The organism is Spirosoma pulveris (genome assembly GCF_054781875.1).
In genome coordinates this window covers 21,043-35,854 of sequence record NZ_BAAGTO010000003.1, presented here as the reverse complement: position 1 = coordinate 35,854, position 14,812 = coordinate 21,043, and the positions used below count along the sequence as shown (strand labels likewise).

Annotated in this window: 11 protein-coding genes; 5 read left to right on the top strand and 6 right to left on the bottom strand. The window is 51.1% G+C overall.

Features of this window, described 5'->3' with window-relative positions:
• Positions 1 to 83: 83 nt before the first annotated feature.
• The gene (locus ACYVJM_RS13055) at positions 84 to 2,507 is read left to right on the top strand and encodes an ABC transporter permease (protein ID WP_461148686.1); all 2,424 of its coding nucleotides are present in this window, start codon (positions 84 to 86) and stop codon (positions 2,505 to 2,507) included.
• A gap of 81 nt (positions 2,508 to 2,588) precedes the next feature.
• Here ACYVJM_RS13055 and ACYVJM_RS13050 read toward each other — a convergent pair whose 3' ends face one another.
• The gene (locus ACYVJM_RS13050) at positions 2,589 to 3,032 is read right to left on the bottom strand and encodes a hypothetical protein (RefSeq protein WP_461148685.1); all 444 of its coding nucleotides are present in this window, start codon (positions 3,030 to 3,032) and stop codon (positions 2,589 to 2,591) included.
• 60 nt (positions 3,033 to 3,092) lie between these two features.
• On the opposite strand from ACYVJM_RS13050, the gene ACYVJM_RS13045 reads away from it, so the two are divergent.
• The gene (locus ACYVJM_RS13045; RefSeq protein ID WP_461148684.1) at positions 3,093 to 5,516 is read left to right on the top strand and encodes an ABC transporter permease; all 2,424 of its coding nucleotides are present in this window, start codon (positions 3,093 to 3,095) and stop codon (positions 5,514 to 5,516) included.
• A 13-nt stretch (positions 5,517 to 5,529) separates the two neighbouring features.
• Here ACYVJM_RS13045 and ACYVJM_RS13040 read toward each other — a convergent pair whose 3' ends face one another.
• The 4 genes from ACYVJM_RS13040 to ACYVJM_RS13025 form a co-directional block, all read right to left on the bottom strand.
• Positions 5,530 to 6,060 (bottom strand): hypothetical protein, encoded by a 531-nt coding sequence (locus ACYVJM_RS13040; protein ID WP_461148683.1) that lies wholly within the window; start codon positions 6,058 to 6,060, stop codon positions 5,530 to 5,532.
• Complete coding sequence (locus ACYVJM_RS13035) at positions 6,053 to 6,796, bottom strand: ImmA/IrrE family metallo-endopeptidase (RefSeq protein WP_461148682.1); 744 nt, start codon at positions 6,794 to 6,796, stop codon at positions 6,053 to 6,055. Before ACYVJM_RS13035 ends, ACYVJM_RS13040 begins: the two co-directional genes overlap by 8 nt.
• Positions 6,786 to 7,136 (bottom strand): helix-turn-helix domain-containing protein, encoded by a 351-nt coding sequence (locus ACYVJM_RS13030; protein ID WP_461148681.1) that lies wholly within the window; start codon positions 7,134 to 7,136, stop codon positions 6,786 to 6,788. The genes ACYVJM_RS13035 and ACYVJM_RS13030 overlap by 11 nt, the downstream gene beginning before the upstream one ends.
• A gap of 220 nt (positions 7,137 to 7,356) precedes the next feature.
• Positions 7,357 to 7,839 (bottom strand): restriction endonuclease subunit S domain-containing protein, encoded by a 483-nt coding sequence (locus ACYVJM_RS13025; protein WP_461148680.1) that lies wholly within the window; start codon positions 7,837 to 7,839, stop codon positions 7,357 to 7,359.
• A 121-nt stretch (positions 7,840 to 7,960) separates the two neighbouring features.
• On the opposite strand from ACYVJM_RS13025, the gene ACYVJM_RS13020 reads away from it, so the two are divergent.
• The 3 genes from ACYVJM_RS13020 to ACYVJM_RS13010 all read left to right on the top strand — a co-directional run bounded on the left by ACYVJM_RS13020 (position 7,961) and on the right by ACYVJM_RS13010 (position 13,684).
• Positions 7,961 to 8,578, top strand: coding sequence for a hypothetical protein (locus ACYVJM_RS13020; protein ID WP_461148679.1), 618 nt, complete (start codon positions 7,961 to 7,963; stop codon positions 8,576 to 8,578).
• A gap of 87 nt (positions 8,579 to 8,665) precedes the next feature.
• On the top strand, positions 8,666 to 11,053 hold the full coding sequence (locus tag ACYVJM_RS13015) for an ABC transporter permease (protein ID WP_461148678.1): 2,388 nt from the start codon (positions 8,666 to 8,668) through the stop codon (positions 11,051 to 11,053).
• Between the two features lie 243 nt (positions 11,054 to 11,296).
• Positions 11,297 to 13,684 carry an ABC transporter permease gene (locus ACYVJM_RS13010; RefSeq protein WP_461148677.1) on the top strand — a complete coding sequence of 796 codons (2,388 nt, stop codon included), beginning with the start codon at positions 11,297 to 11,299 and terminating at the stop codon, positions 13,682 to 13,684.
• 55 nt (positions 13,685 to 13,739) lie between these two features.
• On the opposite strand, the gene ACYVJM_RS13005 is transcribed toward ACYVJM_RS13010, so the two are convergent.
• Positions 13,740 to 14,552 (bottom strand): class I SAM-dependent methyltransferase, encoded by an 813-nt coding sequence (locus ACYVJM_RS13005; RefSeq protein WP_461148676.1) that lies wholly within the window; start codon positions 14,550 to 14,552, stop codon positions 13,740 to 13,742.
• Positions 14,553 to 14,812 lie beyond the last annotated feature (260 nt).

Genomic DNA, 14,812 nt, shown 5'->3' with positions numbered 1-14,812 from the left:
AATGGATAATGTAAAATGAGGAAGGCATGGATGGGTCATTTAACATTATCCATCTTACATTATTCATTATCTACCCCTGACCCATGCTCACAAACTATATCAAAATTTCCTGGCGGAACCTGATGAAGAAGAAAGTATTCTCCTTCATCAACATTGTTGGACTGGCCGTGGGTATGACCTGCTGCATGTTGATTGCGGCTTTCGTTACCGATGAGCTGAGTTACGATCGTTATCCGGCTCTGGCAAACCAGATTTACCGGGTAGAACTCCGTTTAACGGAGAACGGGGGCGTTACCAATTTCTCCAATGTCGATGGGGGCGTGGGACCGGGTATTCAGGCTGCGTTTTCAGACGTACAGGCCGCTACCCGGGTGCTGCCGTGGGCGCAGGTATTCATGCGCTATCAGGACAAGCAATTCAAGGAGCAGGCCATTGCCATGGCCGATTCCAACTTCCTGGAAATATTCTCTATCCCGTTGCTGGAGGGCAACCTGAAAACAGCCCTCAAAGAGCCGGGCTCTATTGTGGTCACCAAAGCCTTTGCGCAAAAATACTTTGGCACAGCCCCGGCAATGGGAAAGGCCCTCCTCTTCGGGAAAGGGCAGGAAGTACGCAGGGTGACGGGTGTTATCGACAAAATACCCGGCAATACCCACTTTCATTTCGACGCCTTTCTAAGCACAGCCGATATGCCTTCGAAGTCGCTCACCTGGAGCAATGTCGGGTTTTATACCTATCTGGTGCTGAACAAAGAGGCTGATCCGAAGAAACTGGAAGCTAAATTTCCTCAGCTCGTTGCTAAAAACGTAGTACCGGAAATCCAGCGCGATATGGGCGTCAGTCTGGCCGAAGCGCAAAAATCGGTTAATACATTCCGGTTTACACTCATGCCGCTGACCGACATCCATCTGCACTCGGCATCGAAATATGAATTAGCCGCGAACGGCGACATAAACTCGGTTTACATATTCAGTATTCTGGCGGTTTTCATTCTGCTGCTGGCCATTGTCAACTTCACCAACTTATCGACAGCGGGTGCTTCGAGCCGGTCCAAAGAGATTGGCATTCGTAAAGTGATGGGCTCGGTCAAAACGCAGCTGATCAAGCAATTTCTGATCGAATCGACGCTCCTGACCTTCTTTGCGCTGATTCTGGCCGTTTTTACCGTTGCCTTGCTCCTGCCTTCGTTCAACATGCTGGCGGGCAAAGACATTTCGCTCAACACCCTACTATCAGTCAAAAACGCCCTTATCCTGTTGGCTTTTGGCGGTTTCGTGGGCATTCTGGCCGGCGCTTATCCCGCTTTTCTGCTCTCCTTCTCAAAAATTACGTCGGTCCTAAAAGGTGGCTCGGCCGTACAGACTAGCCGACGCAGTAGCCTGAGAAGCGGGCTGGTGGTATTCCAGTTTGCCGTTTCGGGCGCGTTGATCGTGGCTACGCTGGTGACCTACCAACAATTGCATTTCATGCAGAACAAGAAGATCGGCTTCGATAAAGATCAGGTGCTGGTTATTCAGGATTCATACATGCTGGGGCAAAATGAACCAGTTTTCAAGCAGCAGCTTCAAAAAGACAGTCGCGTTATGGAGGCCACCCTATCCGCCAACATTCCGGTTGGCATGAGCAATATGGATGGGACAATTATTTACGCGAAACGAGAGAACGACAAAGAAGCCCACGCCGAAATTCCAGCCAACATATACCATGTCGATGAAAATTACCTGAAAACGCTGGGCATGGAATTGAAAGAAGGCCGTTTTTTTTCGAAGGCATTTTCAACCGATTTCAGCGCTGTCCTCATCAACGAAACAGCGGCCCGCGACCTGGGACTTGGCAAGACCAGCCCTCTTGGCAAAACGATTGTCCGGTCGGGACAACACGAATTCACCATCATCGGTGTCGTGAAAGATTTTCATTATGCATCGGCCCGGCAGAAAATAGCGCCCCTGATGATGCTTCTGGGCCGAAATTCCGGGGCGATTATCGTCAAAATAAAAGCGACCGATGCCGCAGCTGTGATCGCATCGTTCCGAAAACAATGGGATGCCTTCAATCCGGCGGCACCCTTCACGTATTCGTTTCTGGATGAGCGCTTTGCGTTTCTGTATGAGGCTGAACAGAAAACGAGCCAGCTGTTTACGGTTTTCGCCGTTATCTCCATCGTCATTGCCTGTCTGGGCTTGTTCGGTCTGGCCGCGTTCACCGCTGAACAGCGTACCAAGGAGATTGGTGTGCGGAAAGTGCTGGGTGCATCGGTTGGCAGCATCATCGCGCTGTTGTCCAAAGATTTTCTGAAACTGGTGCTGATCGCTATATGTCTGGCCGTGCCTGTTGCCTGGTTTGCCATGAACCGATGGCTACAGGACTTCGCCTACCGTATTGACCTGGAGTGGTGGGTCTTTGCCCTGGCGGGTGTGCTGGCCGTGGCCATTGCCCTCCTGACCATCAGTTTCCAAAGCATTAAAGCGGCCCTAATGGACCCGGTGAAAAGTTTAAAAACGGAGTAAAGCCGGGCCGCCGATGTGGGAGGAAGGAATAAAGGGAAGAAAGGGATGAAGGAGAAGGATATATAGCTTACGCTTGCAGGGTCAGACAAAGGGACTTAAATCAAGATTCAATACGGTTGAGAATGATGAATTGGTCGCCACATTGCCGTCGCCTTTGCCATAGCGTACCCATGTCTGGGTTTTGTAATTGAAGACGAAACCTTCCAGAATGCCGTAGTCTTCGTCTTCAATCAGCCGAATTACTTTTCTAAGGTCGCTCTTCTCCCCGCTCGTCTGACAAACCTCGATGATGACCCTGGTTTTTTCAGCCTCATGGTCATAGAGCAAAATGTCGGGAACCGGATTGCCGTAACCTTCCGTGAGCATGGTTTCGGGGAGTGGCTCATAGGGAATACTGTGCTGTTTGTAGTAAAGAATTCCTAGTTCAACATGCAGACGAGAGATGATTTGCCGATGAAGAAGTGGGGCATTTACGCCATCGTCGTGGAAAAGGGACTTTTGGTGAGCCGGACTAGAGTAATTCATTACTTGCTGGATTTTGTACACAACTACTAAGTCAAAGATAACTAAAAAGAATAGACCAGCATGCTAACGAATTACCTCAAAATCGCCATCCGGAATCTGCTCCGCAACGGGTCGCTCAGCATGATCAATATCGTTGGCCTGAGTGCGGGGCTGGCGGCCGTCATGTTCATTCTGCTGTTTGTGCAGGACGAAGTTTCGTTCGACCGCTTTCACAAGCAGGGTGACCAGCTTTACCGGGTGGTGATGGATACAAAAACCGCTACGGGCAATGAGGTCCTAACCGGTGCATCGGGCTTGCCGCAAGGCCCAACCTTTCAGGCAGAGCTACCGGAAGTGGCTGGCTTTTGCCGGATGCTGGGCTTCGAAATGCTCTTTCGGTACAAAAACGAAGGCATCTATCAGCAGGTGATGTACGTCGACACGTCGTTCTTTCAGCTGTTCAATTTCGAACTGCTGCCCGGAGCAGATACCCGAACGTTGCTGAGTGACCCCGGCAATGTGGTGGTCACGGACGAAATAGCCCTCAAATATTTCGGGACAACGGATGTATTAAATCGGCAGTTAACGATCGACGCCGGTGGTAGTTTCGAGAACTACCGAATTACGGGCGTTGTGAAAGCGCCCCCCATGAATTCGAGTATTCGCTTCGATGTGCTGCGTCCGTTTGTAGCGTCGCTGCCGCCCAACCGCAGCGACTGGAACGAGAACGACTGGTCGGATGGCTTCCTGAATACGTTCGTGCTGTTGCGGGCCGACCGGAATGGGACATCGGCCAACCCGGCTGCGGTTGAGCAGAAAATGACGTCCGTATTCAAACGGCACGCCAGTGAACAACTGGCTAAAATGGAGCGTGAGTACGGGTCTTTTAGCTCGGCCTATCACCTGCAACCCTTCACCGACATGCACCTCAATAACCGCTACGAATTGAGTAATGGACTCATGCCGGGCTCCTCGTCGGTGTATTCCTATGTGCTGAGTGGCATCGCGGGATTAATTCTGTTGCTGGCCTGTATCAACTTCATCAACCTGACACTGGCCCGGTCGTTACGCCGGACGAAAGAGATCGGCATCCGAAAAGCAACGGGCAGCACCCGCACCCAGCTCATCGGGCAGTTCGTCGGCGAAACCTTCCTGCTGACGTTGCTGGCTTTCGTACCCGCCATACTCCTTGTTTATAGCCTACTGCCCCAATTTTCAACCCTCGCCAACAAGGCTTTACAGATTGACTTTCTGCTGACTCCGCGAACGCTCGGACTATTTAGTGGTCTTATTGTACTCGTTACGGTGCTAGCCGGTATTTACCCGGCGCTGGTCCTGTCTGGCTTCAACCCGACGCAGGTGCTGTATGGCCGTGTACGCCTGACGGGCCGCAACAGCGTCGGTAAATCGCTCCTGGTTGTCCAGTTCGTGATCGCCATTGTGCTGCTGATCGGGACAGCGGTTTTACATGGGCAATTCAATTACATTCAAAAGGCCAATGTGGGCTACGAACGCGCCAATCGGGTGCGGATTTATGTGCCCTGGGGACGTGAGCAACAGGGCGAACTCGTAAAGCAGACTTTGCGAGGCCGACCCGGTATCGAGGCCGTAGCACGGAAGTCGGGCGGGCATCGATCCAGTACGTTTTACAGTCAAAACAAACCCATCAAATCGGGCAGCGAATACATCGACGATCAGTACCTGGCCTTCGTGAACATTCCGATCGTAGCAGGTCGGGGGCTGAGCCACGTCAACCCGGCCGACAGTATCTCGAACATTCTGGTCAACGAAACCTTCGTCAAACAGTTTCTGTCGACCGATCGACCCGCTATTGGGCAGGTGGTACAACGGGAGGAAAACAACGTCCGGCACGACCTGACCGTGGTAGGCGTAGTGCGCGATTACCAGTACCGTTCCCTCCGCGACAAGCCCGAACCCGTGCTGCTGCAACTGGGCAAGCCCGAGCAGATGAATCAGTTGTACGTCAAACTCAACCCGAGCCAGACATCGGCGGGGCTGCAAACCATCGAGACTACATTCCGGAAGCTGATTTCGTATCAGCCGTTCAGCTACCACTTTATGGAAGACGACCGGCTGGAAAGCTACGCTGACGATGCCCGCTGGAAGGAGCTGGTTACCGATGCTGCCCTGCTGGCGGTACTAATTGCTGCTCTGGGTCTTTTTGGATTGGTGTCGCTGATGATCGAACAGCGAACGAAGGAAATTGGCATTAGGAAAGTACTGGGTGCCAGTACGCTGGAGGTAACCCGGCTGCTATCCTTCAGCTTCCTGAAGCTGGTACTCATTGCGTTTCTGATTGCCACACCCATCGGCTGGTACGCGGCCCGGAACTGGCTCGATACGTTCGTGTATCGTATGGAATTGACCGGCTGGCTCTTTTGTCTGGTTGGCCTGTCGGTACTGAGTGTCGCCTTACTTACGGTCAGTTTCCAGAGTGTGAAAGCGGCCCTGATGAACCCGGTGAAGTCGTTACGGAGTGAGTGAGCGGTAGAGACGTCTACAAAACAACGGCTGACAAGTCACGGCAAAGGAAAGCGCTCATTGACTCGACAGGCAGCTTTTGCCCTTTGCTTCGAACCGCCTTTATGAATGCGCTACATCGCTCTTCATCAAACAAGCCTGTCGCTAAGGCATGGCACAAAAAGTCCATGGTTGTGAGGTAGACAATTTGGTGCATGTCGCAATAACGCTTGATATCTTTAAGGTTGCTACTGGCTAATATGTTCTTCGTGTATCGGGCCACGGCCATACAGGCACTTTCGCCTACGCCTTTATCGAGTACATTTTGAATGTAAAAAAACTCCTTTACAATTTCAGGATTGCTTTCCGGAAATGGAATAACTTCCAACAGCTTGAAATTGATCAGATTGTCTACTTCCTGTTTCCGGCTCGGCCAGCGGGATAACTCTGCATAAACCTTATCGAGAAGTTTGACAGGGATAGGGAAAATTTTGGATAGGAACAGAATTTCACCTGCACCGATGAAGTGTGATACGACATCGGCGTCAACCAGTATAAGTTTAGGCATAGTCGGCGGTTAATGCGTCGGGGCTAATGCCCAAATCTAGTAGCAATTGGGTATAATGACTTTCCGAAATTTGCTCGTCGTCGAAAAGCTGCCGGGCCAGTGTTCCATAATCTCCGATAGTGAGGTTAGCATTACCTGGTTGATACAATTCCGGAGTATAGCCAAACTGAATAGCCGACTTTATTACGCCCGTCTTAAATGGTTCAGCATAGGCACGATCAATCAGGCCGATTTCTTCCAATCGAATTAACAGAGCCGACCGCGAACAGGAAAAGAACTGCTCCAGTTTTAAGATCGTTGCCAGCTTAATCTGATTTTTCTCCAGTTCATCCCAGTCGTCAATCTGCATCAACACCCCATCGCGAGGAATGAGCAGATAAGCGGCAAACCAATCTGCGTTTAATTCTTCGGGATCTTTGTAGTTGAACTGCCCGGTATTGCAAACCTGAGCCGTAAACTGTTTCTGAATAAACAAGTGGTACAGTTCATGGCAGATGGTGAAATGCTGGCGGGCCAGTGAGTGATTGCTGTTCACGAGCATAAATCGCTCAGCATCGACCTTCATGGCCATACCTGCAAACGAGTCGGACAAAGGCTTAAAGACAGTTTGTACATTCAGTTCCTGTAAAAAGCTACGGAGTCGAATAGGTTGCCGGTCGTTCAGGCCGTAGGTCTGTCGGAATTCACTGGCGGTCTTTTCCAGCAGCAGTTTCGTACCCGGCAGTTTACTCCCCATTGGCGATGCGCAGTTTCATTTTACGGTAATTCTTCACTATACGTTTAAACGCAGCAATGCTGGTAAGGTCTTCGGTTGTAAACTGATCGGCCCGGAAGGCCAGGGCTACGTTGATCTGCCGCTGGAAACTATCGGGATCAAGCAGATCATAGGCATCAATGCCGAACAAGTCGGCTAACTTCTGGAGGTGGTCGGTCGAGACGGGCCGGGCACTGGTTTCATAGTAGCTGATTTGCTCCCGGCTAATGCCGAGAAAATCAGCTACGCTGGCCTGTGTGAAGCCAAGTCGCTCGCGAAACTGGCGGATGTTCTGGCCGACTGTTTCGTCAGTAAGGTTCATAAGTAGGATGGAAAGTTGGTAGATTACTGTTACAAAAGTACGATTTTCCATAAGACTTATCCACAATAACGAAAGTTTACTTGTGGATAACTTTCTGTTTGTCAATCAAAAAAGACAACTAACCAATATCTATACTTGTTACAAATTAACAAAAATTGAGCCAGTATTACTTTTAATGTAACAGGCAGTCTAACCCAATATCAACTGTTCAATTTCCTGTTTAGCTGTGGCAAATTCCTGTTACGCCTGCTGGCGTAGAGCTTGAGCTTGCTGTTGTCTGCTCATAATTTCTGCCACAATATCTTCCCGCACAGAAGTTGATGGGACGGGCAAACGGAGTTTTTTTTAAAATTCCGTTTGCCCGTTGGTGCCCTGCCGATCCGCCAAACATCATTTTGGCGTTTCGCCGAAAAAATTCACCGTAAAAAAAGGCATGGAGGAAGCATGGAGTGATTTTCGCTATTAGAAGATCATTTTCAGAAAACAAAGTATAGCCTTTGCAATCCGCTATTTTTCGACTTACAGAAGTATCCACTAAAGCATCTTCACTGACGTTTCCCATTGGCACAAATGTAACTTCATCCTTATCACGTAAACCTTCGAATTTGGTAACAGGATTAATGAGAACAACATCACGCAGTAGCTTAGACGAGTATTTAGAGCTTGTGAATTCAGTTACTACTTTTTGATACGTCGGGTCCAAACGCCCGCCCGACACTAAAATTTACTTCCACTTTTTCCACCTAACGCAACGTACCCAAAAAAACGGTGTCTGTTAGGTAGTTGGCTCATCTCCGGTACACCCTCAAACCTTAACGACACACATGAAAACGTTGGCAACAGCCTTACTCGCTCTTACGACCTCGTTGGTTATAGCGCAGCGCAACACCTCCATTAGCCGCAGCATCAACGACGATGGCAAGACATTGTCCATTCGCATCAACGGCACCGCGGATGACAAACCGATCGACTACGACCGCACGTTCGATGTATCCGGCTTAAGTAAAGACGAGCGGAATGCCCTGCGGGAACATATTCTGGATTCGTTGCACGTCAGTATGCCCATGCCAAACAGAATACATGCCGCTCCGCGAGTTGCCTTGGTTCCCCGCGCCCCGTTAGCTCCCCGTGCGCCCCTGGCAGTTCCGTCGCCAGGGCCTCATACAGAATCGGTGGCGGTCATTACCAGCAACGGCCAGACCGTGTCTGTATCCGGCAATGACAATCAGGTTGTGGTTGTGGATGGCAAGCAACCTTATACGAAAGAAGTTAGCTACAATAAGGAATCAGGGAAATTACACCTGCGCTACCGATTCAGGAAAGATGACGACGACTTCACCTACGAACGCACCATCGACGCACCGGACAAATCCCAGCAGGAGCGCCAGCGAATCATTGATGACATCGAGAAGACGATAGGTGTTCCGAAAGTCAGTCGATAGCGCGTTTCCTTCTGTATGGCTCCGCCGTCCATGTCAACTCGCGACAAACCAACTACCCCACTACCTACGCCCTTACCTCAATACCTCATGCTTCTTAACTATTTAAAAATCGCCTGGCGAAATCTCCGGAAAGATAAATTCTACAGCCTGATCAACATTCTGGGGCTGACCATTGGGGTTACCTGTGGGTTGTTGTTGCTGCTCTACGTAACGGACGAACTGAGCTACGACCGCTATCATGCCAATGCCTCGCAGATCTACCGCGTGGTGTCGCACATTACCGAACCGGATAAAGTCAACCGCTGGAGCAGCACGCAGCCGCCGTTAGTTAAAACGCTGAAGCAGGATTACCCCTTCATCAAAAATTACGTCCGGTTCTTTCCCTACGGGCGGGTCATGTTCCGGCAGGGCGAAAAACGATTTTATGAGGATAACATTTACGCGGCCGACTCCACCGTATTCGATGTCTTTAGTTATAAATTCATTGAAGGGGATGCCAAAACGGCACTTGATCAGCCGGGCAGTGTGGTGTTGACGCAAAAGGCCGCTCAGAAATTCTTTGGCTCCGGAACGGCGCTGGGACAGTCGCTCCAAACAAACGACACGACCTTTTATAAAGTAACGGGCGTGCTGGAAGATGTGCCGAAGAACTCCCAATTCACGTTTAACGCCCTCCTGTCTACGGGTCAGAATGAGCGAAGCCAGGCCACCAACTGGGGCGGTTTTTACATATTGAGTTACCTGGTTCTGCCGGATAACTTCGACACGAAGATTCTCGAAAGCAAGTTCCCGCAGGTATACGACAAATACATAGGCCCAATCTTCAAACGAATGGGCATCCGGGTCACCTACGAATTACAACCGCTGACCCGCATACACCTCTACTCCAACCTCGAAGGTGAATCCAACGGTAACATTGGCTATGTCTATACCTTCAGTGCGGTGGCGTTTTTCATGTTGCTGCTGGCCAGTATCAACTACATGAATCTGGCCACGGCCCGTTCGGCTAAACGCGCCAGGGAAGTAGGGCTCCGGAAAGTGATGGGCTCTGTAAGAAGCCGGCTGATGGCGCAGTTTCTGACCGAATCGGTCTTGATGACGGTGCTGGCTCTGGGAGCCAGTTTACTGCTGGTGCTCGTACTACTGCCTTTTTTTAATTCTGTTTCGGGAAAAGACATCGAGTACCGGGAGTTGCTGCGCCCTGGCTTTTTGCTTACCGGCCTGGCCATCGTAGTCTTTACCGGATTCATCAGCGGCAGTTATCCGGCCTTCTATCTATCCGCCTTCGAACCAGCAGCTGTGCTCAAGGGGTCGTTCAACGCCAAAGGGGGAAGTTTTTTCCGAAAAGCGCTGGTCGTATCTCAATTTGCCATTTCGCTGATCATGCTGATCTGTACCTGGGTAGTGTATAAGCAACTCAACTTCATGCGAAACCACGATCTTGGCTACGACCGGGAACAGGTGTTGACCATCGACTACCAGGACCGGCAGCCGAGAGGCAGTTTCAACGCGTTGAAAAATACCTTACTCGCCAACCCAAACATCCGGGAGGTGGCCACCGCGTCGGCACCGACCAGCAACATCGGAGGCCGGGTGATTTTCGGTGTCGAGTCCAATACGGGCTTGAAAGAAATGGGATTCAAGCCGATGAGCGTCGACTATACGTACCTAAAGACGATGGGCATGAAGGTGCTGAAAGGCCGTGATTTCTCCGAAAAAACCCCATCCGACACCCTCAACTCGGTCATAATCAACCAGGCGGTGGTGGAGCGAATGGGCTGGAAAGAGCCGCTGGGCAAAAAAATCCTGCTGGGTGGCTTGCCGCAGGCGGGCCAGCCCGCTCCCCCCACGGCACAGGTCATTGGTGTGATAAAGGATTTCCACCAGCAGTCACTTTATAACCCCATTGAACCTCTGATCATGCTGTGCCGACAGGCGAATGGCGTCGTTCACATAAAGATACAAGCGAAGAATGTCGATAAAACCGTCGCGTTTATCGGACAGAAATGGCGCGAAACCTACCCCGACCGGCTGTTTGAATACCGCTTTCTGGATCAGGATTTTGAATCGGCTTACCAAGCTGATGAACTTCGCGGACGTATTTTCACCACTTTCTCCGCCCTCACCATCCTCATTGCCTGTCTGGGACTGTTTGGTCTGGCGACTTTCACCACGGAGCAGCGCGTAAAGGAGATCGGGGTGCGGAAAGTGCTGGGGGCGTCGGTATCAAGCGTGGTGGTGCTGCTGTCCAAAGACTTTACGAAACTGGTGCTGTTCTCTTTCCCCATCGCCATTCCGATTGCCTGGTACTCGATGTACAAATGGCTGCAAAACTTCCCGTACAAGACCGACATTGGCGTATGGGTCTTTGTGCTGGCCTGTTTGCTCACCCTGCTCATTTGCTGGCTGACGGTCATCTACCAAAGCGTGAAAGCCGCGCTGACGAATCCGGTGAAATCGTTGCGAAGCGAGTAATGTAGGGATCGCAACGCATCGGCGAACCGGTCATTCGTGGCCATTGGAAAACCATACGGTGTCTGAGACGCAATCCCTGCGTCTCTGCGATACATGTCCGCAACTGAACACAACCCTGTCCAGTTTCGGACATGCCGCTTTTTCACAGAACTTAACTTTTTGATATACAGACATTTATCTTTGTGGTACAACTTTTGGCATATACCTGACATCTGTTTTAGTCTGGACTATTCCTGCTCGTGTATGCTACGCAACTACCTTAAAATCGCTTTCCGGAATCTCTGGAAAAACCGGCTGTTCAGTGCGTTGAATGTCGTGGGCATGGGCGTGGGTATTGCCGCCGTTGGTCTGATGGTTTTATACGTATGGCACGAACTGAGCTACGACCGCTTTCATGCCAACGCCAACCGGATTTTCCGGGTCGTTCATTACGCGCAATGGGCGGGGGGTAATCTGCAATTGGCGTCCACATCGGCTCCCTTTGCCAATGCGTTGAAAAACGATTACCCCGAGATCAAGAAAACGGTTCGGTTAAATCCGGAAGGGGGCGGGTTGATTACCTATAAAGACAAGAAAATCGAAGCCAACGACATCATGTTTGCCGATCAATCGGTATTCGATGTCTTTACGCTACCGTTTTTATACGGCAATCCGGCCACGGCCCTAACGCAACCCCAGCGCATTGTCCTGACCAGAAGTCTGGCCGAAAAATTGTTCGGCGATCCGGCCAGAGCTATTGGCCAAACGGTCGAATTCAGCAATAATTTCCCGAATACGGTAACAGGTGTCATTGCCGATGTGCCGACTAATTCGCACCTGCAGTTCAGTGCCCTGCGCTCGCTGCCCACCAACTACACCAACGGCTGGCAGAGCTTCGATCTGTACACCTACGTGCTGCTCAACACAGGCAGCGACTATAAAGCGCTGGAAGCTAAATTAACGGGCTTCTTTCCCAAATATCTGAAAAAGGAAATGGGCGATGTGACGTACCGCTTGGCGCTTCAGCCGCTACCGTCCATTCACCTTCACTCGCATCTGGACTACGAAGCCGGAGCTAACGGCAACAGCCAGACCGTTTATATTTTCGCGCTGGTAGCCGCCCTGATTCTGCTCATTGCGGGCATCAACTACGTGAATCTGTACACCGTCCGGTCCATGAGTCGCCTGCGCGAGGTAGGTGTTCGGAAAGCTATTGGCTCCCACCGCAGTCAGCTTGTGGGGCAGTTTATTACCGAGTCGATGCTGATGGCGTTGCTGGCCAGCCTGGTTGGGGTGATGTTTGCGAATATGGCCTTGCCCCTGTTCAACGAGCTGGCCAATAAGTCCTTGTCTCTGATGAACTACGCCCCCTGGCTGATGCTCGGCTTAGTAACCCTTTTTGCCTTGTTGCTGGGTGCCGGAAGCGGACTCTATCCAGCCCTGTTTCTGTCGGGGTTCAAAACGGTAGTCGCCCTGAAAGGGCAAACGAGCAGTAAGGCTGGTGGTATCGGATTCAGGAAGGCACTGGTTGTTTTTCAGTTTGTGGCCGCCGTGGGTTTAATTGCCTGTTCGTGGGTTATTTACCGGCAAATGGGCTACGTGTTGCACAAAGACCTGGGATTTAACAAAGATCAGGTACTAACGTTTCATCTGGAGAACGAAGCCCCCCGCAAACAGATTCAGTCGCTGAAAGAAGAACTACGAAAAAGCCCGCTCATCGAAGCAGTATCGGCAGCCAGCAACCCCATCGGCAATAATAACATCGGTACGAAGGGGATGATCTTTGAGCAGAATGGCATTATGCCCACCGAGACGCAGGTTGTTCAAAAATTCGCTGTCGATGCCGACTACCTGAACACGCTACAGATTAAGCTGCTGGAAGGTCGCAATTTCGCAGCCTCATCACCAGCTGATGCAACAGGTGCCGTGCTGGTCAACGAAGCACTGGTAAAGAAGATGGGCTGGAAAAATCCGATCGGGAAACGTGTCAGGTCATATGTCAGCATGGACAAGGCGGTTGAATCGCAGGTGATTGGTGTTGTGAACGACTTTCACACGTATTCGCTTCAGCACAAAATAGAACCGCTGGTGTTGCAGCTTCCGGCACCCGAAGATCAGGATAACCTGTATATTCGTATCCGGGCCGGGAAAGCGGAGGAAGCACTCGCCTACATCAAAACGGTTTACCAGCAATTTGACCCGGCCGCTATCCCAGGCTTTCATTTCCTGGATGAGAATTTCTCCCGGCAGTACAAAGCTGAACAGAAACAGGGCCGGTTGCTGCTCACCTTCACCATTCTGGCCGTGCTGATTGCCTGTCTGGGCTTATTCGGTCTGGCAGCCCTGGCGGCAGAAGCCCGCACGAAAGAGATTGGCGTTCGGAAAGTGCTGGGCGCATCGGTGGTGAGTATCGTCGCGCTGCTTTCCAAAGACTTCCTGAAACTGGTCGTCATAGCCATTGTGATTGCCACACCGCTGGCCTGGTACGCTATGAATCAGTGGTTGCAGGGTTTCGCCTATAAAATTAATATCGAGTGGTGGATCTTCGCACTGGCTGGTCTATTAGCAGTAGGCATCGCCCTGCTGACGGTAGGTTTCCAAAGCGTGAAAGCCGCGCTGACAAACCCGGTAAAATCATTACGATCGGAATAGGGACGATCCCGTAGAGACAACGCATGCGTTGTCTCTACAATTGAATCTACGCCTGTTAACATTGAACCGTCACGCGCAGGAACGTGGCCGGTATGGAGGTGGTGTTGGCGTCGGCACTTTTGTTTTGGCTGTTGAACAATTCGTCTAAAGCCTGATCCAGTTCCGACGCCTTGCCGTTCTTTTCGGCGGCTTCAAACGCGTTCATGGTAGGCCCATAATACGTTTTGAAGGTGGTAAAGAACTCGGAGGGAGAATACGGGGCATTGAACGTGAACGTATCGCGGAGGAACGTGATGTTTTCTTTAGCGATACCGGCTTGTTCGAACCGGTCGATCACATGGTTTTCCATGCCCCACAGCATGGGGCTCAGGAAACCCTCCGGTGGTGGCGGTGTATAAGCCGAGCTGATGCGCAATACCTGGGCAACCAGCGTAGGATCGCCCGGAATCCAGTTTCCCATGACGATTCGTCCCCCCGGACGAGTAACCCGAACCATTTCTTTCGCTACGTCGAAGGGCTTTGGCGCGAACATGGCCCCGAATATGCTCACGACCAGATCAAACGACTTGTCCTTCAGGCCGGATAAATCGGACGCGTCCCCTTCCTGAAAGGTACAGTTCGTCAGTCCTTCTGCGCTGGCCCGTTTGTTGCCCGCATCAACGAGATTACTGGCAATGTCAACGCCCAGCACGGTGGCGCCAAGTTTGGCCTCGGGTAGGGCCGTTGTCCCGTCGCCACACCCGAGGTCTAGAATCGTCATGTCTTTGGTGATTCCCAGTTGGGCAACCAGAGCGGTACCACTTTCGCGCATGGTTGCGGCCACCTGGGTAAAGTCTCCTTTTTCCCACAAGGCTTTGTTTGGATTCATTAGCTTACTTTTTTGATGGTGAACGAAAACATACACCCACAAGGGCACAGCTTTGCAGGCTTATCTGGTTATGGGCTGGCAACGATGCAGTCTGATTGGCGGCAAATCGTTGTTTTCTAAAGGTACCATAACCCCCATGTGGACCGTATTTAATTTGAGTAATCGGCTAGCCGTCAACGAAGTCCGGCCAATCTGCTGCTGGCCCAGAGCCACCAATCGGCATTCTTTCATTAACGGACAACTCTTGTCCATTTGCGGAC

Excerpts from the sequence above, each read along its gene's own strand:
- ACYVJM_RS13055 (WP_461148686.1), top strand. The coding sequence starts at position 84 with ATGCTCACAAACTATATCAAAATTTCCTGGCGGAACCTGATGAAGAAG.
- ACYVJM_RS13050 (WP_461148685.1), bottom strand. The coding sequence starts at position 3,032 with ATGAATTACTCTAGTCCGGCTCACCAAAAGTCCCTTTTCCACGACGAT.
- ACYVJM_RS13045 (WP_461148684.1), top strand. The coding sequence starts at position 3,093 with ATGCTAACGAATTACCTCAAAATCGCCATCCGGAATCTGCTCCGCAAC.
- ACYVJM_RS13040 (WP_461148683.1), bottom strand. The coding sequence starts at position 6,060 with ATGCCTAAACTTATACTGGTTGACGCCGATGTCGTATCACACTTCATC.
- ACYVJM_RS13035 (WP_461148682.1), bottom strand. The coding sequence starts at position 6,796 with ATGGGGAGTAAACTGCCGGGTACGAAACTGCTGCTGGAAAAGACCGCC.
- ACYVJM_RS13030 (WP_461148681.1), bottom strand. The coding sequence starts at position 7,136 with ATGAACCTTACTGACGAAACAGTCGGCCAGAACATCCGCCAGTTTCGC.
- ACYVJM_RS13020 (WP_461148679.1), top strand. The coding sequence starts at position 7,961 with ATGAAAACGTTGGCAACAGCCTTACTCGCTCTTACGACCTCGTTGGTT.
- ACYVJM_RS13015 (WP_461148678.1), top strand. The coding sequence starts at position 8,666 with ATGCTTCTTAACTATTTAAAAATCGCCTGGCGAAATCTCCGGAAAGAT.
- ACYVJM_RS13010 (WP_461148677.1), top strand. The coding sequence starts at position 11,297 with ATGCTACGCAACTACCTTAAAATCGCTTTCCGGAATCTCTGGAAAAAC.
- ACYVJM_RS13005 (WP_461148676.1), bottom strand. The coding sequence starts at position 14,552 with ATGAATCCAAACAAAGCCTTGTGGGAAAAAGGAGACTTTACCCAGGTG.